This window comes from uncultured Maricaulis sp. (assembly GCF_963975345.1).
GTDB lineage: Bacteria > Pseudomonadota > Alphaproteobacteria > Caulobacterales > Maricaulaceae > Maricaulis.
In genome coordinates, this window is the sequence record NZ_CAXBGE010000001.1 from 45,417 (window position 1) to 69,042 (window position 23,626).

The window sequence follows — 23,626 nt, forward strand, 5'->3', positions numbered from 1 at the left end:
AGGGCGGCTCTTGAGCCGCCCTTCTTTTTTGCGCGGCGGCCGTGCTTTTTTGCGCTCGCGTGTTGATCGTCCGTGTGATAGAGGCGCGATCATGAGCAAACACACCATCCCCCACGAATCGCAACTTCCTGATCGGATCGTCACCTGCTGGCCGGCTGAGGCGAGTATCTGGAAGGAAAATCTCGAGCCGGCGCGCATCGAATTTGCCGCCTTCCTGTCGGCGCTGATCGAAGCTGTGCCCGGCGGCCAACGGCTGCCCTTGACGGTGCTGGTCTCGAATGACGAGACCGAGGCCTCGGCCCGTTCGGCGATGGGCGACAAGGCGGTTCTGGTTCGTCAGAATTACGGCGATGTCTGGACCCGCGATACCGCGCCGGTCTTCCTGCACCGCGATGGTCAACTGGTCGCGGCCCGCTTTCCCTTCAACGGCTGGGGCGGCAAGTTCCAGATCCCCGGTGACCAGACTGTCGGGACCGCAATTGCCCGCATGGTCGACGCCCGCATCATCGATGTCGAGATGATCGCCGAGGGCGGCGCGCTCGAATTTGACGGTGAGGGCACCGTCATCACGACGCGCGATGTCTTGCTCAACAAAAACCGCAATGGCGATCTGACCGAAGCCCAGGTCGAGGACCGGTTGAAGGCCGCGCTTGGCGTGGAAACAGTGTTGTGGGTCGATAAGGGCCTGATCGGTGACCATACCGACGGTCATGTCGACAATCTCGCGCGCTTCGTCCGTCCCGGCGAGGTCGTGTGTATGCAAGGCTTTGGCGCGGATGATCCGCAGACCGCAATGCTCGATACGATTGCCGGCGAGTTGGCGGCCATGACCGATGCGCGGGGCCGCAAACTGACGGTTCACCGGATTCCGTCTCCAGGGCGTGTCGTCAATATGGCCGGCGAGGTGCTGCCGGCGAGCTATATGAACTGGGTGATCGGGCCGCGTAACCTTGTGGTCCCAACCTATGGAACACCGAGCGAAGCGGCGGCGCTTGAGGCGTTGCGCGCGCTCTTCACGACCCACACCGTGGTCGGATGTCGATCCAGTGCCATTCTGAGCGGTGGCGGTGCCTTCCATTGCGTCACAACCCACATCCCGGCAGGACCAAAGCCATGAACCAGACGATCACCATCGCCGGCCTGCAGACCGGGTTCGACGAGGATATCGCTGACAATATCAAACGCGTTTCGGCCATGATCCGCGAGGCTGCGGCCGCTGGTGCGCAGGTGGTTTTGCCGCCGGAGCTGTTTCAGGGTCCCTATTTCTGCAAGACCCAGGACGAAGCCAATTTCGCCCGCGCCTACCCGGCGATGGAGCATCCTTGCGTCATCGCGATGAGCGAGCTCGCTGCCGAGCTCGGCGTTGTCATTCCGGTTTCGATTTATGAGCGCGACGGTCAGGCTTATTACAACTCACTGGTGATGATCGATGCCGATGGCCGCCCGATGGGTGTCTATCGCAAGAGCCATATTCCCGATGGCCCTGGCTATCAGGAGAAATACTACTTCCGCCCCGGCAATACCGGTTTCAAGGTCTGGGCTACGCGCTTTGGCCGCATCGGTGTCGGTATTTGCTGGGACCAGTGGTTCCCCGAGGCGGCGCGAGCGATGGCGTTGATGGGCGCTGAAGTCCTGCTCTACCCGACGGCTATCGGCTCCGAACCGCATGATGACAGCCTCGACACTTCGGCACGCTGGCAGCGCGCCATGCAGGGCCATGCGGTGGCGAATGTGATGCCAGTGCTGGCTGCCAACCGGATTGGCGATGAGGATGGCCAGGTGTTTTATGGCTCATCCTTCGTCTGCGACCATAGCGGCGAGAAGGTGTCTGAGCTCGGCAAAACCGAAGAAGGCATTGTCTCAGGCACGTTTGATCGCGACTTCCTCCAACGGCACCGCGCCGCTTGGGGCGTGTTCCGCGACCGGCGGCCTGATCTTTACGCGCCGTTCTTCAAACCGCTGTCCAACAAGTCCTGAATCTGCGAATTCGCCCGTGACTGCGACGGGATGAAAATCGCGAAGGCGATCGCTATCGCGATCGCCGGCCAACCGAAGGCGATGGCCTGATCGGTCTGTCCTTGCGTGAAACTGTAAGCGGCAGCGGTCAGCCCGACTGTGGTCAGCAGGGCTGCGGCGACTGTCATGGCGAGACGAAACCCCATCCAATTCTCCATCACCTGCGGGTCTCTTTGACGGACCCTTAGGCGAGCAGAATGTCACAAACCGGCTAATATTTGGTTGCCGGCCTCTGGCCGGGCGTGGCCGGTCAGCCGGCCATGAAGGCGCCGTGGATGCCGTCGAAGATGAATTGGGTCGCCAGCGCCGCCAGAATGACGCCAAGAATTCGCGTGATCATCGCCGCCATCGAGGCACCAACGAATTTCATCACCGGCCCGATTACGAGGAAGACACCCAAGCAAAGCAGGAGGTTGATGCCGACGGCTCCGAACACAACCGCCTGATAGGCGACGGTGTGAGCCTCGGACATGAAGAGCATGATTGTGGCGATCGCGCCAGGCCCTGCCAGCATCGGGATCGCCATCGGGAAGACGGAAATATCGTCCCAGACTTCGGGATGGTTCTCGTGTTCCTCGGTCAGTTTCTCGGCCCGTTCTTCGCGGCGCTCGGTGCGCTTCTCGAAGATCATTTCCAGCGCCATCAGGAACAGCAAGACGCCGCCAGCGGTGCGAAAAGCATCCAGGCTGATATGCATCGCATCGAGCAGGAAGCGGCCACCCAGGGCGAAAGCGAGCAGAACGCCAGACGCGATCATCACCGATTTATACGCCATGGCCCGGCGGTGAGCCTTGGGTGAGCCCTCCGTCAGCGCGGCAAAGATCGGCGCGACACCGGGCGGATCGATGGCGACGAAGAAGGTGACGAGGGCGGAGAGAAACAGTTCGAGCATGACGATTATCCTGATGAGCGCTCCGCATAACGAGGCCAACGGCACGCGTCACGCAAATTCTCAGCCTGCCGTCGCAGGTCTGCCATGAATTAATGCGAGTACTGGCCGCTCGCGCGATGCAATTTCGCCTGAATTGATAGCTCCCCGGTCCCCGCATTCTGCTTGTATCGATCAGTATCCTGTTTAGGGTCGCGCCGTTCAATCGGGGGATTACGCATGATGTTCAACCGGATCACACTCAGCCTCATTGCTGCATTGTCTGTATCGCTGACGGGGTGCGGTGGCGGCGCTGTCGACAATGGCACAACCCTCAATCGGGGCAATCGTGGCGAGCCCTTGAGCCTGGATCCGGATTTGGCCCAGATCACCGATGAGCGCACCATCGTCTCCGATCTCTTCGTCGGCCTGTATGAGCCGACCGCCGATGCGCAGCCCATCCTGGCGCTGGCCTCGAGTGCCGAAGTCTCGCCTGACGGGCTCACCTGGACCTTCACCTTGCGCGATGACGCTTTCTGGTCGGACGGTGAGCCGATCACGGCTGAGGATGTGGTATTCGGTCTGCACCGGCCGCTCGATCCGCTCACCGGCAATCAGTTCGCCGCGCCCCTTCTGATGATCGCCAACGCCCAGGAGGTCTATGAAGGACGGGCCCCGGTCGATACCCTCGGCGTCCGCGCCATTGATGCGCACACGGTCGAACTGCGGCTCAATTACCCCACGCCCTATCTGCCGACCGTGCTGATGTATTACGGCCAACCAATTCCGACACATGCCATCGAGGCGTTTGGTGACCGTTGGGCACGGCCGGAAAACATGGTCTCCAGTGGTCCCTATACGCTCGCCGAGTGGCGCTCGAATGATTACATCCACCTCGTTGCCAACCCGTATTTCTACGACGCGGCCGAGGTCTGCCTGACCGATATCTATTATTTCCCGACGGTGAATACCGCGGCCGCCGAACGCCGGGTGCGCTCGGGCGAGCTCGATCTCAATGTCGATTTCGCCAGCTCGAATACTCAATTCCTGCTCGAACATAATCCTGAGCTGGTGCAATCGGTACCAAGCTTCACCATCCGCACGATCGATTTCAACAATACCTCGCCGCCCTTCGACAACCCCGATGTCCGCCGCGCCCTGTCGATGGCGATCGACCGCAATTTCCTGACCCATGACGTGCTCGGCGGCTTCGATGCGCCGGCCTATCGTGTCGTGGCAGAGGGAATTCATGGCCGGCTCGACGGGCCGCGTGTCGATTATGCCTACCAGCCGATGGACCAGCGCCGCGCCGAAGCGCGCCGCCTGCTCGAGGGCGCCGGTTTCGGGCCCGATCATCCGCTGGTGTTCGAGTTCAACTACCAGCCCTCGGCCAGCTGGCCGCGCATCGTGCCGGTGATCCAGCAGGACTGGATGACGATCGCACCCTGGGTCCAGGTTGAGGTCATCACCAGTGACAGCCAGATCCATTATGACCGCATGCGCGGCGGCGATTTCCAGGTCTCGACCTCGGGATGGCGACCGGATTTCAACGACCCTTATGGCGTCCTGTTCCAGTACGAGACCCGCGCCGGTGAGATCAATTATTCGCGCTGGCATGACCCCGCCTTCGACGCGCTGACCGAGGCCGCACTGCGCACGCCCGACGAGACCGAGCACAACGCCCTGCTGGCCCAGGCCGAGCAATACTTCCTCGACCAGACTCCGGTCATCCCGGTCTTCTTTGAGGCCAACCGGCAATTGGTCAATCCGCGTGTCACCGGCTGGATCTCCAATCCGGACCAGATCAATCTGAGCCGCTGGCTCTGCCTGGCCGATCCGGAAGCGGCCGCAGGGCAATGATGTTTCACTCGGGGGCGTTCGCATGAGGTTCAACTCGACGGCTGCCGGTCTTGTGACCGGCCTGTCGCTGCTGCTGGCGAGCTGCGGCGGTGCGCCGGCCGGGAACAACACCACGCTCAATCGCGGCAACCGGCTCGAGCCGCTGACGCTTGATCCCGACCTCGCCCTGATCAGCGATGAGCGCACCATTATCGCCGACCTGTTTGCCGGCCTCTATGAGCCCGATGCGGCCGGCGAGCCGATCCTGGGCCTGGCCTCCGCCGCCACCGTCTCCGATGACGGCCTGGTGTGGACCTTTACCCTGCGCGAGGGCGCGCTGTGGTCTGACGGCACGCCGATCACCGCCGATGACGTTGTCTACGGTCTGCAACGGCCGCTCGACCCGGCGACGGGCAATCAATATGCCGCAGCGCTGTTGATGATCGCCAATGCCCAGGAGGTGTTCGAGGGCCGCGCTGCGGTCGACACGCTGGGCGTCAGCGCTCTGGATGACCGCACTGTCGAGGTCAACTTGGCCTATCCGGCGCCCTATTTGCCAACCGTGCTGATGTTCTATGGCGTGCCGGTGCCGCGCCATACCATCGAGGCGTTTGGCGAGCGTTGGGTGAGGCCGGAAAACATGGTCACCAGCGGCGCCTATACGCTTGCCCAGTGGCATTCCAATGACTTTATCCATCTGGTCGCCAACCCGAATTTCTACGACGCGGCCGAGATCTGTCTGACCGATATCTACTACTTCCCGACCGTCAACACCGCCGCTGCCGAGCGTCGGGTGCGCAGCGGTGAGCTTGATCTCAATGTCGATTTCGCCAGCTCCAACACCGCGTTTCTGACGGAGCATAATCCCGAGCTGGTGCGCAGCATTCCCTCCCTGATGATGCGTGAGATCGACTTCAACGCGTCCTCTCCGCCCTTCGACAACGCCGATGTGCGCCGTGCCCTCTCGATGGCGATCGACCGCCGCTTCCTGACCGGCAATGTGATGGGCGGCACCGATGTGCCAGCCTTCCGCATGATGGCTGACGCGGTTCACGGCGCCCTTGAAGGGCCGCGGCTCGACTTTGCCGACTGGCCGATGGAACGCCGCCGCGCCGAAGCCGTCCGCCTGCTTGAGGGCGCCGGGTTCGGGCCCGACAACCCGCTGGTGTTCGAACTCGCCTACCAGCCGGCCGCCAATTGGCCGCGCACCATTCCGGTGATCCAGCAGGACTGGATGACGCTGGCGCCCTGGGTGCAGGTCGAGGTGCGTGTCTCTGACAGCCAGATCCATTTCGAGTCGATGCGCGGCGGCGATTTCCAGGTAGCGACCTCGTCCTGGGTGCCTGATTTCAACGATCCCTATGGCGTGCTGATGCAATACGAGAGCCGCGCCGGCGAGCTCAACTATACCCGCTGGACCGATCCGCAATTCGACGCCCTGACCGATGCCGCCACCCGCACTCCGGATGTTGCCGAACACAGCGCCCTGCTGGCCCAGGCCGAACAGCTCATCCTCGACCAATCGCCGGTGATCCCGATCTTCATCGAGGCCAACCGCCAGCTCGTCAGCCCGCGCGTCACCGGCTGGGTGCCCAATGCGACCTCGACCAATCAGAGCCGCTGGCTATGCCTGGCGGATCCCGATGCGGATGCGCAAGGGGCGGCGGTGGACTAGCCTGACCGTCTCAGTTCCCGGCTAAGCCTGGTTCCTCCCGGTCTTCCGGCACTTGCTCGCCGACCAATTCCCAGTTTTCCTGCCAGCGCGGCTCGGGCAGGGGCCGGCCGGCGGCGTCGTCATTGACCTGCATGTCGAGCTCGATCTCCACCGCCCAGGTGCCAGCCCTGGTGTATTCGGCGACCAAGGCCTGGCGCCGCGCCACCTCATTGTCGGCGTCCAGCTCCAGGCGTTCGCGCGCCAGCGCCATGCGGGCCCTGGTTTGGGCGAAGAAGTCCTTGGCAAACCCCAATAGCTTGCGCGCTACCGGGCCCTTGCCTGCCCGCAAGGCTGCTGCTGCGCTTGGTGCCGTCCGGCAAGCCTGAAGGCGCCACGGTTTCGCCACCTGGCGGGATGAGGAGTGCGGGATGCCGGCCGGGGCCGGTTTGTTTAATCTATGTGAGTGGCACCGGCGGCACCCCGCACACGGAGATTTGGTCGGACGCCTTGCGGCCTCCGTCCCGAAACCGGAAGGGAGAAACGGTCGAGCCTTGTGCCGCCTTCCCCTTCGATGGCCACGCCGGGGCTCGTGCTGCGGTCAACCAGCCAACCCGGACGAGCTCCGTCCTCCCGGCGCCCACGGATAACCGGTCCGGGCCTCAAGTGGCTTAGGGATGGAAGGATTGTGCGCGCGGTGGTTAGAGGTTGTTCGCGAACATCAATCATTCCTCCCGCCGCAAGATCCGGACAATCCGGTCATAAACCACCTCCGTCGCCGTCCATGTATTCCCGCCGCTCGTATTCACAAACTGCACCACCACGGCGTCGATATCGGCGTGATAGCGGGCGATGCTGGAATAGCCGGCGAGCAGGCCAGTATGGCCGTATTCGTAGACGGAAGAGTAGATCGCCTGTTCCTCATCGGTGAAGAGCGAGCCGTCATTGAGGGCGCGCAGGAAGATGCCGGTATCTTCAGCGGTCGCGACCATGGTGCCGCCCGGGACGATGTGAACGCGTGAGCGGAAATTCTCCTCGGGCCAGCCCGGATCATAGCCGCCGGGGATGCGGGTCAGGTCGACATCATCCATCGATGCGAAAGTGTTGGTCAGACCGAGCGGGTCGAGGATGGCGCTGCGGATGAATTGCTGGTGTGGATGGCCCAGGGTCTGGTCGAGGATATTGCCGATCAGGAGATAATTGGTGTTGGAATACTGATAACGCGTGCCGGGCTCAAACTCCGCCGGATCATCAAACACCAGCGCCAGATAATCATTCACCTCGCCCGAAGTGATGGCCCAACGGTCGGGATCCTCGACCCAGTTGGGAATGCCGCTGCGGTGCTGCAACAGCATGCGCAGCGTGATCCGGTCGGCATTTGCGAGCTGGCCCACCAGATCGGGGAAGTAATCGGCGACGGTGTCGTCGAGATCCAGCCGGCCATCGGCGACCAGCATGGCGGTTGCCGCCGCGATATAGAGTTTGGAGATGCTGGCGATCTTGAACAGGGCGTGCGGATCGGCGGGGATGCGGGCCTCGCGGTCATGCCAGCCGGCGGCGTAGAATTCCGGCTCATGACCGGCGCGGTCGACATAGACGATGATCCCGTCCAGCCCGTAATCGAGGACATGATCAAGCTCGGCCTGAACCGTCGCGGGAAGGGGTTTCAGATACGCAAGGGCTTCGCGCCAGGGTGCGAACAGATAGATGCTGGCGATTGTGACGATGGCCGCAACAGCTCGCAGAAGCCAAATACGTTTTCGTATTTCAATCATACCGGATGCGCTCCACTTCTGACTGGCGCGAATAGTCTGTTTGGGTTGCTATTGTTTAGTCGGTGTTTTCTGTCGTTTCTAATTTAATTCCCGTCATCCTGACTTTCGTCAGTATGCCGGGGTTGAGAACGATCGTGGCCCCGCCCGGTTTTTCGTAGCGTCACCCGGTCCCCCGCTATACCCTCCCGCCAAACCACGGGGGATACAGCATGGAATTCGGTTCGGTCAGCGAAATAGTGACGGCGATTGCCTCGGTGGTGATGGCGCTCAGCGTGATTGTCGCGGCGATGCAATTGTCGGAAAGCCGGGCCAATTGGGTCGCCGAAAACAAGCGGCTCAAGAAGCAGGCGGCGATCGATGCGGCCAAAATCTATATCGACAACAAGCGGCCCGAAACCGACCTCATGCTGCAATTCGTCAATAATGCCTGCCATCTCAACAGCCGCATCATCCAGGATATCGAGAAGTTCAACCTGCCTCGATTGCCGGTCTCGCTGCTGGATGATGTGCGCGGCTGTGTCGAATTCTACGATCCCGGCGCGCTCGGCTCCTTGGCCGAGAAGGATGGTTTCATCACCGGTGTGACCGCCAAGCACATCATCCAGTTGCGCTGGCTGATGATTGATTATCTCAATACGCTCGAAACCGTGCTGACCTATTGGTGGCAGGGCACCGCCAATGAACGCCTGCTCGAGTTGGAGTTCGCCTTCCTGCGCGCCCAGTCCGACAGCGCCCGTCCGGTCCGGCATTTGATGGAATGCTATGGCGAAACCAATTTCCCGGCGATTTCGGCCTTTCTGCGCGCGGGCGCGGCGCGCCAGGCGCCGGAGCCGGATGTGCATTAGCGGGCGGCACCCCTCCAAAAATCACAAAGCTCCCTTGCCCCGGACCTGTTCCGGGGTCTGCCGGAGGGGAATCCAGCCAGGCTCTCGAGCGATGGCAGACCCCGGAATTCGCTACGCTCCTCCGGGGGAAGTTTCGATTTATGGGTTGGTAGGGTGCGCCATCGCTGAGTTATCCAGCGCCCAAACCACAAATCATCGTCATCCCAGCGAAGGCTGGGACCCAGATTTACGCGCCGACACCTGATTGATATAGCGAGAACTTTTCGTCCGCCACCGCTCTACGAGCTGGGTTCCAGCCTTCGCTGGAATGACGATTTATGGGTCAGTTTATCCCCACCCCCTTCACGCGCGCCCATAATCCCCGCATCGGCTGCCGAGCGGGGCGTTTCTAGACCGTCTGGTGATGTGGTGGCCGTGCGATGCCTCGAGTGGACGGGAAATAACGGTCCCGGACCATGAAAGAGCGGACGAGAGAGACGGCGATCCTGGAGGCTCGCCCACTGACGGTGCCCAGACCCTGATCCCGGCCACGGCCGGACGGTAAAAGAGAAGGGTTTGAACGGGCGGATTGGCGCGACCGGGGGTGACGTCCCGACAGGGCCTTTCTACCCCTCGCGATGGTGGGGTGAGGCCAATTGGCCCACACGGTCGGCAGGCTTAGAAAGCGTTGGACAAGACAAGTCGCGGCGTCTGCAAAAACATCGCGTGCGGGAAGATCCGAAGGATCGGATTTTCACTCAAGCGCTTAATGAGACAAGGGTTCGACGGATCTTCCCGTGCATCCCGCCTGATCAATGCCCATCCCTCCAGCCGGAAACGGCGTGGAGATTGTCGTGCAACGGAAAAAGGGGACAGGTATATTTAACGCGCCACCAACCCGTTTGGCCAAGAGAGGCACTGCGGCGCGTGCGCGTTAAATATACCTGTCCCCTTTTTCAGGGCTGGAGCGCGACGCCTTCGCGGCGCGGATCGGCGCCGCCGATCAGGGTGCCGTCCTCAAGCCGCCGCACGATGTGGATGCCGGAATTCTCGCCGCGATTGGCGTCGAGCGTGAAGCCGAGATCCTGCAGGCCTGCGAGCACATTGGCCGGCATGCCGTCCTCGATCCGCACGATATCGCCATTGGCGACGACATTGGGCAGTTCGATCGCCTGTTGCGGGGTGAGGCCCCAATCGAGCATGCCGACCAGGGTCTTGGCCGTGTAAGCGATGATCGAGGAGCCGCCGGGCGAGCCGGTTGCGAGCACGAAATGGCCGTTCGCATCGAACACGATGGTCGGCGACATCGAGGAGCGCGGGCGTTTGCCCGCAGCAGGCGCATTGGGGATGGGCTGGCCATCGGCATCGATCGGGATGCGCGAGAAGTCGGTCAGCTGGTTATTGAGGAAGAAGCCGCCGGCCATGCGCTGACTGCCAAATACGCTCTCGACCGTCGTCGTCATCGAGATGACATCGCCCTCATTGTCGACGATTACGAGATGGCTGGTGCCCGGCGAATCGGGCGTCGCATCCACGCCGGGGGCAGCAATCCCGGCCGGGATGCCGGCGACGACATGCGGGGTCGCGACGGCGCCAGCGACGAGGTTGGAGCGGGTGGTGATGTAGTCGCTGGCGAGCAGGCCCTCGACCGGCACGGTGACGAACTCGGGATCGGCGACATAGGCGTCGCGATCAGCATAGGCCAAGCGCGAAGCCTCGATGAAGCGGCGCCAACCTTCCAGCGTCTGCGGCCCGGTGGCGGCCATGTCATAGGGCTCGAGCAGGCCGAGGATTTCATTGACGGTTACACCGCCCGAAGCCGGTGGCGGCATGCCGCAAACGGTCCATTGCCGGTAGGCCCGGCAGACCGCTTCGCGGCGCAGCGCCTGATAGCCGGCCAGATCGCTTTGGGTGAGCCCGCCAGGGCGCGGCTCGGCCTGGACCGCTTGCACAATCTCGGCGGCCAGGGGCCCGGAATAGAGATTGCGCCAGTCGGCGGCGATGGCACGGGCGCTGTCGGCATAGGCCTGATTGTGCAGTTGATAGCCGACGGGCAGGGCGCTGCCATCTTCGAGGAAAAAATAGGCCCGCGAGGCCGGCCATTCATCGATCGGAGAGCGCGGAGCCATGCCGGCGATGAAACCCTGTAGCCGCGGCGAGACGGCAAACCCGTTTTCCGCCAGCCCGATCGCGGCCTGGAATCCGTTGGCCCAGGGCAGTTCGCCATGATCGCCATGGGCCAGGGCCAGCATGGCGATGGCGCCCGGCGCGCCGACCGAATGGCCCGAGAAGACCGCATCGTAAAAGCTCAGCGGCTGACCGTCTTCGTCGAGGAAGAGTGTGGGGGTGGCGCTGGCCGGCGCGGTCTCGCGGCCGTCATAGGCGGTGAGATCGCCGGTGGAGGCGTCGTAATACAGCATGAAGGCACCGCCGCCGAGACCGGAGCTTTGCGGCTCCACCAGGCCGAGCACGGTCTGCACCGCTATCGCGGCATCGATTGCATCACCGCCGGCGCGCAGGGCATCGAGCCCGGCTTCGACGGCGAGTGGATTGGCGGCGGCGACCATCGCCTGACTGGTCTGGCTGGCCGGGGTGGGTGGTGGTGCAGTCTCGACGCTGGCGCTCTGGCCGCAGGCGGCCAGGGTGAGTGTCGATGCCAATGCGCTGGCACACAGAAGAAAACGGATCATGGCACTTGCCCCCTGTCTCGGTGTAAGCACGATAGCGCGAACTCGCGCCAGATGAGAGGCCCCTAATGGCAGTTCCGGGAAAAACCAACACATTGACCGATGTCGCCGGGCTCAAAGTCGGCCAAGCGGAAGACGCTTCGGTGCAGACCGGCGTCACCGTCATCCTGCCGGATCAGCGCGCCGTCTGTGCCGTCGATGTCCGCGGTGGCGGGCCGGGAACGCGTGAGACCGATGCTCTGGCGGCCCACACGCTGGTTGATGCGGTCGATGCCGTGGTGCTGTCAGGCGGCTCGTCCTACGGGCTCGCTGCAGCCGATGGTGTTGCGGCTGTGCTGGGCGCACAGGGGCGCGGCTTTGCCCTGATGAAAATGCCCGGCGTCCCGGTCTCGCCGGTGATCCCGGCGGCGATCCTCTATGACCTCGCCAATGGCGGCGACAAGGTTTGGGGCGAAGATCCACCCTATCGCGATCTGGGCAAGGCGGCACTCGCGGCGGCCTCTCACGATGTGCGGCTGGGACGCGCCGGGGCCGGCTATGGCGCTCGCGCCGGATCGCGGATCGGCGGAACCGGTTCGGCCAGCCTGGTCACGGCCGACGGCATCACGATTGCGGCGCTGGTCTGCGTCAACAGTTTCGGTTCGGTCACCATGCCGGGCAGCGATGTGTTCTGGGCTTGGCCGTGGGAGATTGACGGCGAGTTTGGCGGCGCCCGTCCGCCGGTCGGTTGGTCGGCTCCGCCGGAGGATTGGGGTGCGGCCAAGATCAATCCCGGCGCCCGTGAGAACACCACCATCGCCTGTATCGCCACCGATGCCGCCCTGACCCCAGCCCAGGCCCAGCGTCTCGCCATCATGGCCCAGGACGGGCTGGCACGGGCGATCCGCCCGGTGCATACGCCGTTCGATGGCGATGTCGTATTTGCCCTCTCGACGGCAGCGCGGGAGCTGCCGCAACCGGTCGAATTCAACCTCGCCCGTCTTGGCTCATTGGCCGCTGATTGCCTGGCCCGAGCGGTGGCGCGCGGTGTCCACGCGGCATCCTGACCAGCCTCGCGGGCCCGGCCTCCAATGCCTGTGCACGACGCCTGCGTTTGCCGGTGCGCAGTACTTGCTTTCGCCAAAGCTCGCGGTTAGGTTCCGCGCCTCTTTGGGGACATAGCCCCTGAAGACATGGCCTGCACCGGTAGCTCAGTTGGATAGAGCACTAGACTACGAATCTAGGGGTCGGGAGTTCGAATCTCTCCCGGTGCACCATTTCTCTCCTGTCACATTCCAGCCTTCAGGGCGTCAGAGCGGCAATTCGGTCGTGTTCTTGAGCGCGTCCATGGCGAAGCTGGCACTGACATCGGACAGTGGCGCGATCGCGATCAGCTTTTTATAGACCTCGTCATAGGCGCGGACATCGGGCAGGCAGAGCTTGAGCAGATAATCGACATCACCGCTGAGCCGGTAGAATTCGACGACCTCGGGCATGCGCCGCACACCTTCGGCGAATTTCCCCAGCCATTCTGCATCATGATGACTGGTACGGATCGAGACGAAGAGCGTCGCGTGCAGACCGAGCGCTTCGCTGTCGAGCAGGCTGACATTCTTGCGGATGATGCCCTGTTCAGCCAAGCGCTTCATGCGCCTCGCGGTCGGGGTTGCGCTGAGCCCGATCAGGTCGGCGATGTCCTGCAAAGTGCGATCACTGTCGCTCTGGATCAGCTTTAATATCCGGCGGTCATAGTCGTCCAGCACTGGAAACTCTCCGTATTGTGGTGCCTATCGCTTCATATTGCACTATTTCGAGTAAAATTGAGTGTTTTTAACTTCACCTGGGATGGTTTGATAGCGCTTCACTCGCCCAGGCTCCGCAATCATGACCCTTTTTCCCGACCCATCCGACCCGCTTTCGCGTCTGCGCAACGGCATGATCGGTCGTGACGCGATGCTGGCGACACCGTTCGGTGAACGTTTGATGGTCTATGCCGATTACACGGCCAGCGGCCGGGCCTTGCGGCAGGTCGAGACCCAGATCGAGAGCCTGTCCGGGCTTTATGCCAATCCGCACACGGTCGATAGCGCCACCGGACGCGCCTCGTCGGTCTGGATGCATCAAGCCGAGGCGATCATTCGGCAGGCGGTGAATGCTGCGCCTGAAGACTGCCTGATTGCCTGCTCGTCCGGCGCGACCGGGGCGATCCACAAATTGCAGGAAATCCTCGGCCTCGCTATCGCACCGGCCAGCCGCGATCGGATGGTGGCTGCCATCGCCGCCAGGCTCGGTCCCGATGGGCGCCAAACCGTTGACGATGCCCTGGCGGCGGATTGTCCGGTGATTTTCGTTGGCCCCTATGAACACCATTCCAACGAACTCAGCTGGCGCGAAAGCTTGGGCGAGGTCGTGCAGATCGCGCTGGCGGCGGATGGCGGCATCGATATGGCGCATCTGGAATCGGAGTTGCGCGATCCACGCTGGCTTGGCCGCCGCCGGATTGGCGCCTTCTCGGCGGCGTCCAACGTTACCGGCATCAAGAGTGATGTGATCGCACTGGCCAAACTGCTGCATGCTCATGACGCGATCCTCTGTCTCGATTGCGCGGCGAGCGCGCCCTATCTGCCGATTGATATGCACCCGGCAGCTGAGCCCGAAGCCTGGGTCGATGCAGTGTATTTCTCGCCACACAAATTCATCGGCGGCCCGGGAGCATGTGGGATCCTGCTGTTCAATGAGGCGCTTTACCGGCGCGATCTGCCGCCGACACAAAGTGCCGGCGGCACGGTGCGTTATGTCACCAAGACCGGTCATGATTACATCGATGAGATTGAACCGCGCGAAAGCGCCGGAACACCCGGCGTGCCGCAATTGGTGCGCGCCGCGCTGGCGCTGCAGGCGCAGACCGAAATCGGCCATGCGACGATTGCCAAGCTCGAGCATGAAGCCCTCGAACGCGCCATGTCGCACTGGGGGCAAAACCCGCAGATCGACATTCTCGGAGAGGCTGATCCGGCACGGCGCCTCGGCATCGTCTCCTTCAATATTCTCGATCCCGACGGCGAGATCTTGCATCCGCGCCTGGTCACGACCCTGCTCAATGATTTGTTCGGCATTCAGTCGCGCGCCGGTTGCTCCTGCGCCGGCCCCTATGGTCATGACCTGCTCGGGATCGACGCCGCCCAGTCTGAGACGATCCGCGATGCGGTGCTGGCGGGACAGGCCGGCCTGCGGCCGGGTTGGTGCCGGGTCAGCCTGCACTGGGTGATGGAGGCTGAGGAAGTCGACTTCCTGATCCGCGCCGTCGATTTCCTCGCCGCGCACGGCTGGCGCTTCGCAGCCCTGTATGATTTCGATCCGGCTCACGGTGCTTGGACGTGGCGCGGGCAGAGTGCGGAGCCAGACTTCGGCTTCCCACGCCGGTTACTCGACGATTTGCCCGCCACCAAATCACCGGCTCCGTTCGACCGGACGACCTATTTTGCCGCGACCCTGGCTGCGGCTGATGCCGCCATCGCGCGTTTGCCGGCCAGCGAGAAAGTTCTCAGCCCGGTCGGGCATTATTGAGGAACATCAGATAGACCAGCCGGCTATCCTGGGGCACGGAGCCAAATCCGGGACCTGCATTATGCCACAGCCAGGGCCGAAACAGGATCAGCCGATTGAATCGCATCGGAATCGTCATGATACGATCCCACTTGTCGAAGTCCTTGGCTTGGGGCGTGGCGACGCGATCAACGAAATCCTTGTAGGACTTGTACCCCCATTGATCCAGATGGGCCTGCGTATAGGGCGCGTGTTCACTCTGGGTCTCGCGGTGGCGGAAGAAATCAGTGCCGCCGACGCAGTCGGAATCGCGGCTCAGGAAATACAGGCCGGACCAATTGCATTGATCGACATGCACCCCACCCTTGGCGGTGTCCTGGGCCGAGGCGAGCCGGAATTTGCCGTGCATCTCCGTTCCGGGAACCAGCTGTTCGCCGGTCAGATGCTGGGCCAGGTCTTCGAGCGCCGGGACGCGGACGCCCTTTGCCGAATTGCGGCCGGGAAAATAATCCCGCTCGGTCTTGTCGGCATAGTCGAGGCCAAGCGCCGCCTGCCGCAGCTCCTCAGCATTCTTGAGCACGTCATCAAGCACAATCAAAGTTTGGTACACTAAATCGCCCGTCCCGCTTCGGTTTGTTTGCGATCAGTCTAATCGACCACCCCGATTGAGATGTTGCTGTGCGATTACAGTTACCTGTCTGGCAAATTGCCAAACCGTAATCGGGCGAAATTTGAGAGCTAATTCAAACTTGCGCAATGCGCAGCAGAGCGTCGATCTCAGCCCTTTGCGCTGGACTGGCCGGAGTGCCGCGCGGATAGACCGGCGTTGGCCAGTCCCGATCATTGACGCGGTGGCTGTCCCAAGCTTCCGTCGATTGAATGAAGTGGCGCGCCATCTCATCGCCACCGGTTTCAAGGCAACCGATCAGACAGGTGTCGATATAGGATTGCGGGATCGGATGGCTTTCATCGGCCCGCAACTGCTCGTGATTGACCACGATCCAGAACCGGGCGGTGTCGAGCTCCATCGCGCCATCCTGCATCAGCTTGATCGTGTCGCGCGCAACCGGGGTAAAGGTGTAACCGCGCTCACGATGTCGCAGTTCCTCTGTGATCAGGGTCGGCACCAGGGCCGCGCTCAACATGGCATTCTCCGCTGGCCGCACGCCGAGATAGGTCGCCGCTTCATCGCCATAACGGGTGGTCCAGCCGCGCTGCCAGCCGGTTACCATCACCGGGATGACGGGCGTGTGGACGTTGGAATAGGTTTGGCGGCTATAGGCGCTCAACAGGCTGCCATAGCCGATGATGTAATCGGTTCCGCTCATGGGCATCACCCTAAACGGAAACGGCGCGGGATGTCCCGCGCCGTCCGTATTCCATCCAGACAAATGCCTGAACTGTTTTCGGTCAGTTAGTTCCGGCGACGTGCCGAACGCGAACTTCTCGAATATGAGGCTTGGGCCACGGGCACTTCCTCGGAATAGGTCTGATCGCCAGCTGGCATGTCAGTCCCGTAGAGATAGGTGCTGCTACCCGGTGCAGGTGGCTGATTGGTGGCCACAGCAGGGATATTGGTGCTCATCGGTGGATTATGACCAGGCAGGTCAATATCGTCGCAATTCACCAGACGCCATTCCCAACGCTCTTCCGTGCGCAGCGAGTAACGGGTGATAGTTTCAGATTGCGCAGATACCATCTGGCTGTCGACGGAGGCCGCTTGATCGATGACCTGGATCGAATAGCTGTCATAGGCCGGATCGATGGGAACTTCCTCGACGCTCGCCTGTTGCACCAGGACTTCCCGGGTGATGGACGCGAACTCGGCCGGATGGGTTTGCTCGGTGATTTCGGCTGGCTCGACGATGATATTGCGGGTGACCGTGCGGTATTCGCCAGCCTCCTCAACCAAGCACCAGATTTCGCCGGTTTCTGAATCATAGCGGGTCATCGAGGCACCGGGCTCGTAGCCGCGACGCCAGACATTGCGGGGTTCGCGGACCATGATGGTCTCGGTTACAGTGTCGTGCACGGCAGGCTGTACCGTATATTCGGTATAAGCAGGCCGGACCTGAACGGTTTCGGTGACGGTGTTGTACACCGGCTCGTGGACGATGTAGCGCATGCCGGCTTCGCGTGACACATATTCACGAGTTTCCTCGCGCAGCGTCGGCGAGGCGCGGAAACCTTGACCTTCCCGGGTGCTGTTGCCGATGGCGGAATACTGCTCATAGGCGTCCTGGGTTACGACCTGCTCGCTGAAGGCGTCGTACTCGGGCTCAATGCGGATGCGGGCATAGCATTCGCCGCTGGCAGCATGGTTTGGCGGATCCGGCGGAAGCCAGTCGGTGTCGCCGGCGAAGGCAGCCGACGATGCCATAATGGCAATCATGCTCCCGGTGACCAAAATTGTGCTCTTCATATTGATTCCCCCCTTCAGGACGGAGGCCGCAACCTGACGCGAGGCGCTCCATGATTTTGAAGCTTATCGCAACCGAGCCAAATCGTTAAGGATAATTAACCAACTAATTCAAGTTTCACCGGACACGCGAAAAATCAGTGTGGCACTCGCGGCACAGGGGCGCTCAGGCTCCGGCGACGATCCTCAGTATCTGCCCCGTCAGCCAGGCACCGCCGGTGCCGATGACATAACCGACTACCGCCAGCAATACGCCAACCGGCGCCAGCGAGGGGTGAAAGGCCGACGCCACGACAGGCGCCGAGGCGGCCCCACCGATATTGGCTTGGCTGCCGACCGCGAGGAAGAAGACCGGTGCCTTGATCAGGATCGCCATGAGGATCAGCAAGCTCGCATGGACCATCACCCAGATCAGACCGATCAGGAAGAATTCCGGATTCCGGGCGATCGCGGTGATGTCCATATTCATGCCGATGGTCGCCACTAGAATGTAGATGAAGACCGAGCCCGTTTTCATCGAACCCGCACCGCTCAATTTGCGCGCTGGCGTGAAGGAGAGGGTGACGCCGATGAAGGTCGCGACGATGATCAGCCAGAAGAAGCCGGAATGCAGGCTGTATTGTACGAGTTCCGGATAGTGAATGGTGAACCATGGCGCGAGCAGGTCGGATGCAAAGTGGGCAATCGCGACGGCGCCGAAGCCGATTGCCGCGATGAAGATCATGTCGCGAAGTTCCGGAATTCGCGCGTGTTCGGCCTCATAGGCCTCCGCCTTGATCCTGAGATGGTCGACCGATCGCGCATCAGCGCCGAGCCGCTTGTCGAGGGCGGCCGCGTTATTTGCGGCGATGAGCAGAAAGGCCATCCAGATATTGGCGACGATGACGTCTACAGCAATCCAGGCCGAGAATATCTGGTCGCCGACATCGAAGATCTCATACATGGCTGTCTGGTTGGCGCTGCCGCCAATCCAGCTGCCGGCAACGGTGGTCATGCCACGCCAGACGGCGTCGGGACCATCGACCCCGATCAAATCAGGCATGAATGAGCTGGCGATCAGAAGCGCAATCGGTCCACCGATAATCACCCCGATCGTGCCGGTCAGAAACATCGTCAGCGCCTTGGGGCCAAGCCGCAGGGTGGCTGGCAAATCGGCCGACATCGCCAGCAGGACCAAGGCTGCGGGCAGAAGATAGCGCGATGCCACAAAATAGAGCCGCGACTGGTCCGGATCGACGATGTTGAACGTGTTCAACAGGGAGGGGAGGAAATAGCAAAGCAGGAGGGGCGGAAAGATCTGGTAGAAGCGACGGAAGAACGGACCACCTGCCGTCGAGGTCCAGAAGACGGCCCCCAAAATCACGGTCAGCAGACCCAGGACGACGGCATCATTGCTGATCAGTGGTTCGAGTTCGGTTTCCATGATTTCCCCTTAAAGTCAGCGCGATAAGACGGTAACCGGCGCAAGTTCGCAACCCCCAACACAAAACGGCCCGACCAATAGCCGGGCCGCTTCGCTCAATATTGAAAGGCCTACCAGACGGAAACGCGTTCCTCCGGCGGCAGGTAGAGGGCATCGTCTTCGGTGACACCGAAGGCGTCGTACCAGACATCCATATTCCGCACGACACCATTGGTCCGATATTGCGACGGGCTGTGTGGGTCAGTCGTGATACGCGAGACGAGATTGTCTTCGGTATAGAGCCGGCGCCAGACCTGCGCCCAGGCCATGAAGAAGCGTTGATCGCCGGTGAATCCGTCGAGCACTGGCGCTTCGCCACCATGATCAGCGAGATACATGTGATAGGCGCGGTAGGCCATGGAAAGCCCGCCAATATCGCCGATATTCTCACCCAGGGTCAGGCGGCCATTCACGAACATGCCTTCGACCGGTGAGAACTCCTCATATTGGGCGACAATCGCATCAGTACGGGCGTCGAATTGCTCGCGTGAATAATCGGTCCACCAATTGCGTAGCAGGCCATCGCCATCGGACTGGCTGCCCTGGTCGTCGAAACCATGGCCCATTTCATGGCCGATCACGGCACCAATACCGCCGAAATTCACCGCCGGATCCGCGTGGGCGTCGAAGAACGGCCCTTGCAGGATCGCAGCCGGGAAGACGATCTCATTGGCGGTTGAGGAATAATAGGCGTTCACCGTCTGAGGCGACATGCCCCATTCCCAATCGCGGATCGGGCCATGAAGGCGGGCGCGGCTGTCGGCGCGGTACCAGGCCGAGATGCGTTCGGAATTGCCAAACAGATCGTCCGGACGAATTTCGATCGAAGAATAGTCGGGCCATTGGTCAGGATAGGCGATCTTCGGGGTGAATTTGGCGAGCTTGTCGAGCGCTTCGGCCCGGGTCTCGTCATCCATCCACTCCAGCGTCTCGATCCGGTCGGCCAGGGCGCGGCGCAGATAGCCGACCAGGTCTTCCATCTCTTCCTTGCTCTCAGCCGGGAAATAGCGCTCGACATAGATGCGGCCGATGGCCTGTCCGAGAGGCCCGTTGACATACTGGATGCCGCGGCGATCACGCGCCCGTGGCTCTTCAGTGCCCGAAAGCGTACGGCTCCAGAAATCAAAGCTGCGATCGTAAAATGCCTCGTCCAGCTCATTGCTGTTCGACCGCATATAGTGCAGCGCCAGGTAATCCTTCCAGGTCTCCAACGGGATCTCCTGGAAGAAGGCAGCAAGTGACTGGACGGCCGTGTTCTGCGACACGACGACATGGTCCTGATCGGCAAAGTCCAGCGCCGTCATGAATCGCGCCCAATCGAAACCGGGGGCATAGGCCTCCAATTCCTCGAGTGTCATCGGATTGTAGCTGGCGACGCGGTCGCGGCTCTCGGCACGCGTCCAATGCATTTGCGCGATAGCGGTTTCCATATCGAGCACGGCTTGGGCGCGTTCGGCGCCATTGTCTTCGCCCAACATGCCAAATACGTCGGTCATGTAATCAACATAGGCCGTGCGATAGGCGTCGAACCGCTCATCATCGCGCAGGTAATAATCACGGTCCGGCATACCCAGGCCAGACTGACGGATGTAGACCACGTAGGTATCAGGATTGCCCGCATCGCGGCCAACTCCGCCACCGAATAGTGAGGCAAAGCCGTTGGCACCGAACAGGTCGATGATGTCGTCATAGCTCTGCGCCGCGGCGATCCGGTCGAGGCCGGGCTGGGCCGGGGTCAGGCCGAGCGCGTTGAGATGATCGGTATCCATGTAGCTGGCATAGAGATCGCCAACTTGCTGCTCGACCGAGCCGGCCGGGTTATCCGTCGCCGAAACGTCAGTAATAATGGTGTCGATCCGTTCTTCTGCGCTCAGGGCGAGTTCGGAGAAAGAGCCGAAATTCGAGAAGCCGGCCGGAATTTCCGTCGTGTCGAGCCAGCCTTCATTCACATAGCGGAAGAAGTCATCCCCGGGGGCGACGGTCTCGCTGATGTTCTGGGTCTCGATGCCCCAAGCGCCGAGCGCTGGCGCAGTCGCCTGGGTGGCGGGTTCACTGGACGTGGCGGCGTCGGTTGATGGTGCTTCAGCGGCTGGATTGCACGCGGTCAGCAAAGCAAAGCAGGCGGTGCCAAGGAGGATTTTCTTCACGGGTGATATCTCCGTCTGGTTCAAAATTGGTTGGACGCAAGACTAGAGCGCGATCATCAGGACGCAAGCCTTTGGCGGCTTTTCATTCTGGCCCGCTCCATCGCAGACGCAGAAAAAAGGCGGCCCGGCATGGCCGGACCGCCTGATTTGTCATTCGATCTGACTACCAGATCGAAACCCGCTCTTCGGGCGGCAGGTACAACTCATTGTCCGTCGTGATGCCGAACGCGTCGTACCAAGCGTCGATATTGCGAACGACGCCATTGACCCGGTATTGCGCCGGGCTGTGCGGATCGGAACGCAGACGCGATACGAGGCTGTCCTCGGTCTGCTTGGAGCGCCAGACCTGGGCCCAGGACATGAAGAAGCGCTGGTCACCGGTCAGCCCGTCGAGCACCGGAGCGTCGCCGCCATGGTCCGTGAGATAAGCGTGGTAGGCCTGATAGGCGATGGTAAGGCCACCGAGATCGCCAATATTCTCGCCCAAGGTCAGTTGGCCGTTGACGTGCTCGCCCTCGACCGGGGAGAACTCATCATACTGGGCAACCAAGGCCTCGGTGCGCTCATGGAAATGCTCACGCGAGAAATCGGTCCACCAGTTTCGCAATACGCCCTGGCCGTCCTGTTCAGCGCCCTGATCGTCAAAGCCATGGCCCATTTCATGACCGATGACACCGCCGATAGCGGCAAAATTGACGGCCGGATCGGCAAAGGGATCGAAGAAGGGAGCCTGGAGAATGGCGGCCGGGAAGACGATCTCATTGCTGTCGGGATTATAGTAAGCATTGATCGTCTGTGGGCTCATATACCACATCCAGTCACGCTTGGATTCATGCAGTTGGGCGACTTGGTCGGCCCAGTTCCAAGCGGAGATCGCGCGGGCATTACCGATCAAATTATCGGGCGCAACCTCGATGCTGGAATAGTCACGCCAGACATCGGGATAGCCAATTTTTGGCAGGAAACTTTCGAGCTTCGCCTGGGCTTCGGCGCGCGTGGCGTCGTCCATCCATTCGAGCGTCGCGATACGGGCCGCGAAAGCGGCGCGCAGATAGCCGACCAGATCTTCCATCTGCGCCTTGTATTCAGGCGGGAAGTAGCGCTCGACATAAACCTTGCCGATATTCTCGCCGAAGCGGCCATTAACGAACTGGATCGCCCGCAAATCACGGGTCCGTTGCTCATCGACCCCACGCAGGGTGCGGGAGTAGAAGTCGAAGCTCGCATCATCGAAGCGCGCCGGCAGCTGCCCCGTCTGATTGTCGACGAAGTGGAAGGCCAGATAGGAGGCCAGCACATCAACCGGCGTTTCTGCGAACAGTTGTGCAGAGGCTTGGACGGCGGTGTCGGTATTGACGACCACTTCGGTGATGTCGGAAATGCCCAGCTCTTCCAGGAAGGCTGACCATTCAAAGCCCGGCGCATAGGCCTCGAGCTCGGTCAGGGTCATCAGGTGATAATTCGGCACGGATTCGCGAGCCAGTTCGGCCGGCCATTGAACCTGCGCAAGCGCCGTTTCCAGCGCCATCACATCGGCGGCGCGACCTTCGGGGTTATCGACGCCGGACATGGTTAGAATATTGGTGATATAGGCGACATAAGCCGCACGATAGGCGACGTAACGCTCACCCTCATCGAGATAATAATCCCGATTTGGCAGGCCTAGCCCGCCTTGCGAGACATGGGTGAGATAGCGCTGCGGATTGCCGGAATCCTGGCTGACATAAAGACCGATCATCGACTGGTGCACCGGACGGCCAAACCAGCGGGCGATGTCCTCATGCGTTGTCGAGGCCAGCACGGCATCCAGTTCGTCCTGGATCGGGGTCAGACCGAGCGCTTCGATCCGGTCGGTATCCATATAGCTGCGATAGAGGTCACCGATCTGCTGCTCGGGCGTTCCGGCAGCCGATTCAGTCGCTGCGGCGTCCTCGATGATCGAATTTACGCGTTGTTCGGAGGTGAGATAGAGATCGATGAAGGCACCGGCCGAGCTGAAGCCGGTCGGGATTTCAGCGGTGTCGAGCCAGCCCTGATTGACGTAGGTGAAGAAATCATCGCCCGCATTGACGCTGTCGCTGACATATTGTGTCTCGATGCCCCAACTGCCGAGCGAGGCTTCGCCCGTCATCGTTGGGGTCTCAGCCGCTGGTGTCTCGGTTGCCGATGCGTCTGTCGCCGGCGCTTCGGCCGCCGGATTGCAGGCGGCAAGCAAGGCAAGGCAGGCGCCGCTGAGTAGATATTTTCTCATTCTCGAATTCCCCGGGAAATTTACGTTAACTTTGGACAATAATCCGCTGTCACCAGGAAGCAACTGACGGTTCTGTTAGTTTTTGGCGCAAACCCCAGCCCTAAACCGGTGCGGCCCGGGTTTCCCCGAGCCGCATGGTTTTGTCAGTCTTCAATGCTCGGC

Annotated in this window: 19 protein-coding genes and 1 tRNA gene; 8 read left to right on the plus strand and 12 right to left on the minus strand. The window is 61.5% G+C overall.

Going from position 1 to position 23,626, the window contains the following annotated elements; genetic code table 11:
- The first annotated feature begins 91 nt into the window (after positions 1–91).
- Together AAC029_RS00195 and aguB are read left to right on the plus strand one after the other, a co-directional pair.
- Positions 92–1,117 (plus strand): agmatine deiminase family protein, encoded by a 1,026-nt coding sequence (locus tag AAC029_RS00195; protein WP_339742552.1) that lies wholly within the window; start codon positions 92–94, stop codon positions 1,115–1,117.
- Positions 1,114–1,977 carry an N-carbamoylputrescine amidase gene (gene aguB, locus AAC029_RS00200; protein WP_339742555.1) on the plus strand — a complete coding sequence of 288 codons (864 nt, stop codon included), beginning with the start codon at positions 1,114–1,116 and terminating at the stop codon, positions 1,975–1,977. Before AAC029_RS00195 ends, aguB begins: the two co-directional genes overlap by 4 nt.
- Here the strand turns inward: aguB and AAC029_RS00205 are convergent.
- Both AAC029_RS00205 and AAC029_RS00210 read right to left on the minus strand, forming a co-directional pair.
- Positions 1,938–2,162: a hypothetical protein gene (locus AAC029_RS00205; RefSeq protein WP_339742557.1), complete on the minus strand. Its 225-nt coding sequence runs from the start codon at positions 2,160–2,162 to the stop codon at positions 1,938–1,940. The genes aguB and AAC029_RS00205 overlap by 40 nt on opposite strands.
- 104 nt (positions 2,163–2,266) lie before the next feature.
- Positions 2,267–2,908, minus strand: coding sequence for a MarC family protein (locus tag AAC029_RS00210; protein ID WP_339742559.1), 642 nt, complete (start codon positions 2,906–2,908; stop codon positions 2,267–2,269).
- Positions 2,909–3,124: 216 nt separating this feature from the next.
- On the opposite strand from AAC029_RS00210, the gene AAC029_RS00215 reads away from it, so the two are divergent.
- Positions 3,125–4,744 (plus strand): peptide ABC transporter substrate-binding protein, encoded by a 1,620-nt coding sequence (locus tag AAC029_RS00215; RefSeq protein WP_339742561.1) that lies wholly within the window; start codon positions 3,125–3,127, stop codon positions 4,742–4,744.
- 22 nt (positions 4,745–4,766) lie between these two features.
- Entirely contained in the window at positions 4,767–6,398 is a 1,632-nt protein-coding gene (locus AAC029_RS00220) for a peptide ABC transporter substrate-binding protein (protein ID WP_339742563.1), read from the plus strand.
- Between the two features lie 10 nt (positions 6,399–6,408).
- Here AAC029_RS00220 and AAC029_RS00225 read toward each other — a convergent pair whose 3' ends face one another.
- Together AAC029_RS00225 and AAC029_RS00230 are read right to left on the minus strand one after the other, a co-directional pair.
- Positions 6,409–6,726: a hypothetical protein gene (locus AAC029_RS00225; protein ID WP_339742566.1), complete on the minus strand. Its 318-nt coding sequence runs from the start codon at positions 6,724–6,726 to the stop codon at positions 6,409–6,411.
- Positions 6,727–7,099: 373 nt separating this feature from the next.
- The gene (locus tag AAC029_RS00230; RefSeq protein ID WP_339742568.1) at positions 7,100–8,149 is read right to left on the minus strand and encodes a serine hydrolase domain-containing protein; all 1,050 of its coding nucleotides are present in this window, start codon (positions 8,147–8,149) and stop codon (positions 7,100–7,102) included.
- A 209-nt stretch (positions 8,150–8,358) separates the two neighbouring features.
- On the opposite strand from AAC029_RS00230, the gene AAC029_RS00235 reads away from it, so the two are divergent.
- A complete protein-coding gene (locus AAC029_RS00235) occupies positions 8,359–8,994 on the plus strand; it encodes a hypothetical protein (protein ID WP_339742571.1) in 636 nt (211 codons plus the stop codon).
- 935 nt (positions 8,995–9,929) lie between these two features.
- On the opposite strand, the gene AAC029_RS00240 is transcribed toward AAC029_RS00235, so the two are convergent.
- The gene (locus AAC029_RS00240; RefSeq protein ID WP_339742573.1) at positions 9,930–11,663 is read right to left on the minus strand and encodes a gamma-glutamyltransferase family protein; all 1,734 of its coding nucleotides are present in this window, start codon (positions 11,661–11,663) and stop codon (positions 9,930–9,932) included.
- 65 nt (positions 11,664–11,728) lie between these two features.
- Here AAC029_RS00240 and AAC029_RS00245 point away from each other — a divergent pair, with 65 nt between their 5' ends.
- Entirely contained in the window at positions 11,729–12,706 is a 978-nt protein-coding gene (locus AAC029_RS00245) for a P1 family peptidase (protein ID WP_339742575.1), read from the plus strand.
- Between the two features lie 133 nt (positions 12,707–12,839).
- Positions 12,840–12,916, plus strand: a tRNA-Arg gene (locus AAC029_RS00250).
- Positions 12,917–12,949: 33 nt separating this feature from the next.
- Here AAC029_RS00250 and AAC029_RS00255 read toward each other — a convergent pair.
- Positions 12,950–13,402: an Lrp/AsnC family transcriptional regulator gene (locus AAC029_RS00255; RefSeq protein ID WP_339742578.1), complete on the minus strand. Its 453-nt coding sequence runs from the start codon at positions 13,400–13,402 to the stop codon at positions 12,950–12,952.
- Positions 13,403–13,523: 121 nt separating this feature from the next.
- On the opposite strand from AAC029_RS00255, the gene AAC029_RS00260 reads away from it, so the two are divergent.
- Positions 13,524–15,206: an aminotransferase class V-fold PLP-dependent enzyme gene (locus AAC029_RS00260; protein WP_339742580.1), complete on the plus strand. Its 1,683-nt coding sequence runs from the start codon at positions 13,524–13,526 to the stop codon at positions 15,204–15,206.
- On the opposite strand, the gene AAC029_RS00265 is transcribed toward AAC029_RS00260, so the two are convergent.
- From AAC029_RS00265 to AAC029_RS00290, 6 genes are all read right to left on the minus strand, one after another.
- On the minus strand, positions 15,184–15,795 hold the full coding sequence (locus tag AAC029_RS00265; protein WP_339742582.1) for a DUF6445 family protein: 612 nt from the start codon (positions 15,793–15,795) through the stop codon (positions 15,184–15,186). The genes AAC029_RS00260 and AAC029_RS00265 overlap by 23 nt on opposite strands.
- Positions 15,796–15,928: 133 nt before the next feature.
- On the minus strand, positions 15,929–16,513 hold the full coding sequence (locus tag AAC029_RS00270; protein WP_339742585.1) for a hypothetical protein: 585 nt from the start codon (positions 16,511–16,513) through the stop codon (positions 15,929–15,931).
- 86 nt (positions 16,514–16,599) lie between these two features.
- The gene (locus AAC029_RS00275; RefSeq protein ID WP_339742588.1) at positions 16,600–17,607 is read right to left on the minus strand and encodes a hypothetical protein; all 1,008 of its coding nucleotides are present in this window, start codon (positions 17,605–17,607) and stop codon (positions 16,600–16,602) included.
- 163 nt (positions 17,608–17,770) lie between these two features.
- Entirely contained in the window at positions 17,771–19,027 is a 1,257-nt protein-coding gene (locus AAC029_RS00280; protein WP_339742590.1) for a DUF819 family protein, read from the minus strand.
- A gap of 110 nt (positions 19,028–19,137) precedes the next feature.
- Positions 19,138–21,213: a M13 family metallopeptidase gene (locus tag AAC029_RS00285; RefSeq protein ID WP_339742592.1), complete on the minus strand. Its 2,076-nt coding sequence runs from the start codon at positions 21,211–21,213 to the stop codon at positions 19,138–19,140.
- A gap of 163 nt (positions 21,214–21,376) precedes the next feature.
- Complete coding sequence (locus AAC029_RS00290; protein ID WP_339742594.1) at positions 21,377–23,464, minus strand: M13 family metallopeptidase; 2,088 nt, start codon at positions 23,462–23,464, stop codon at positions 21,377–21,379.
- Positions 23,465–23,626: the final 162 nt, after the last annotated feature.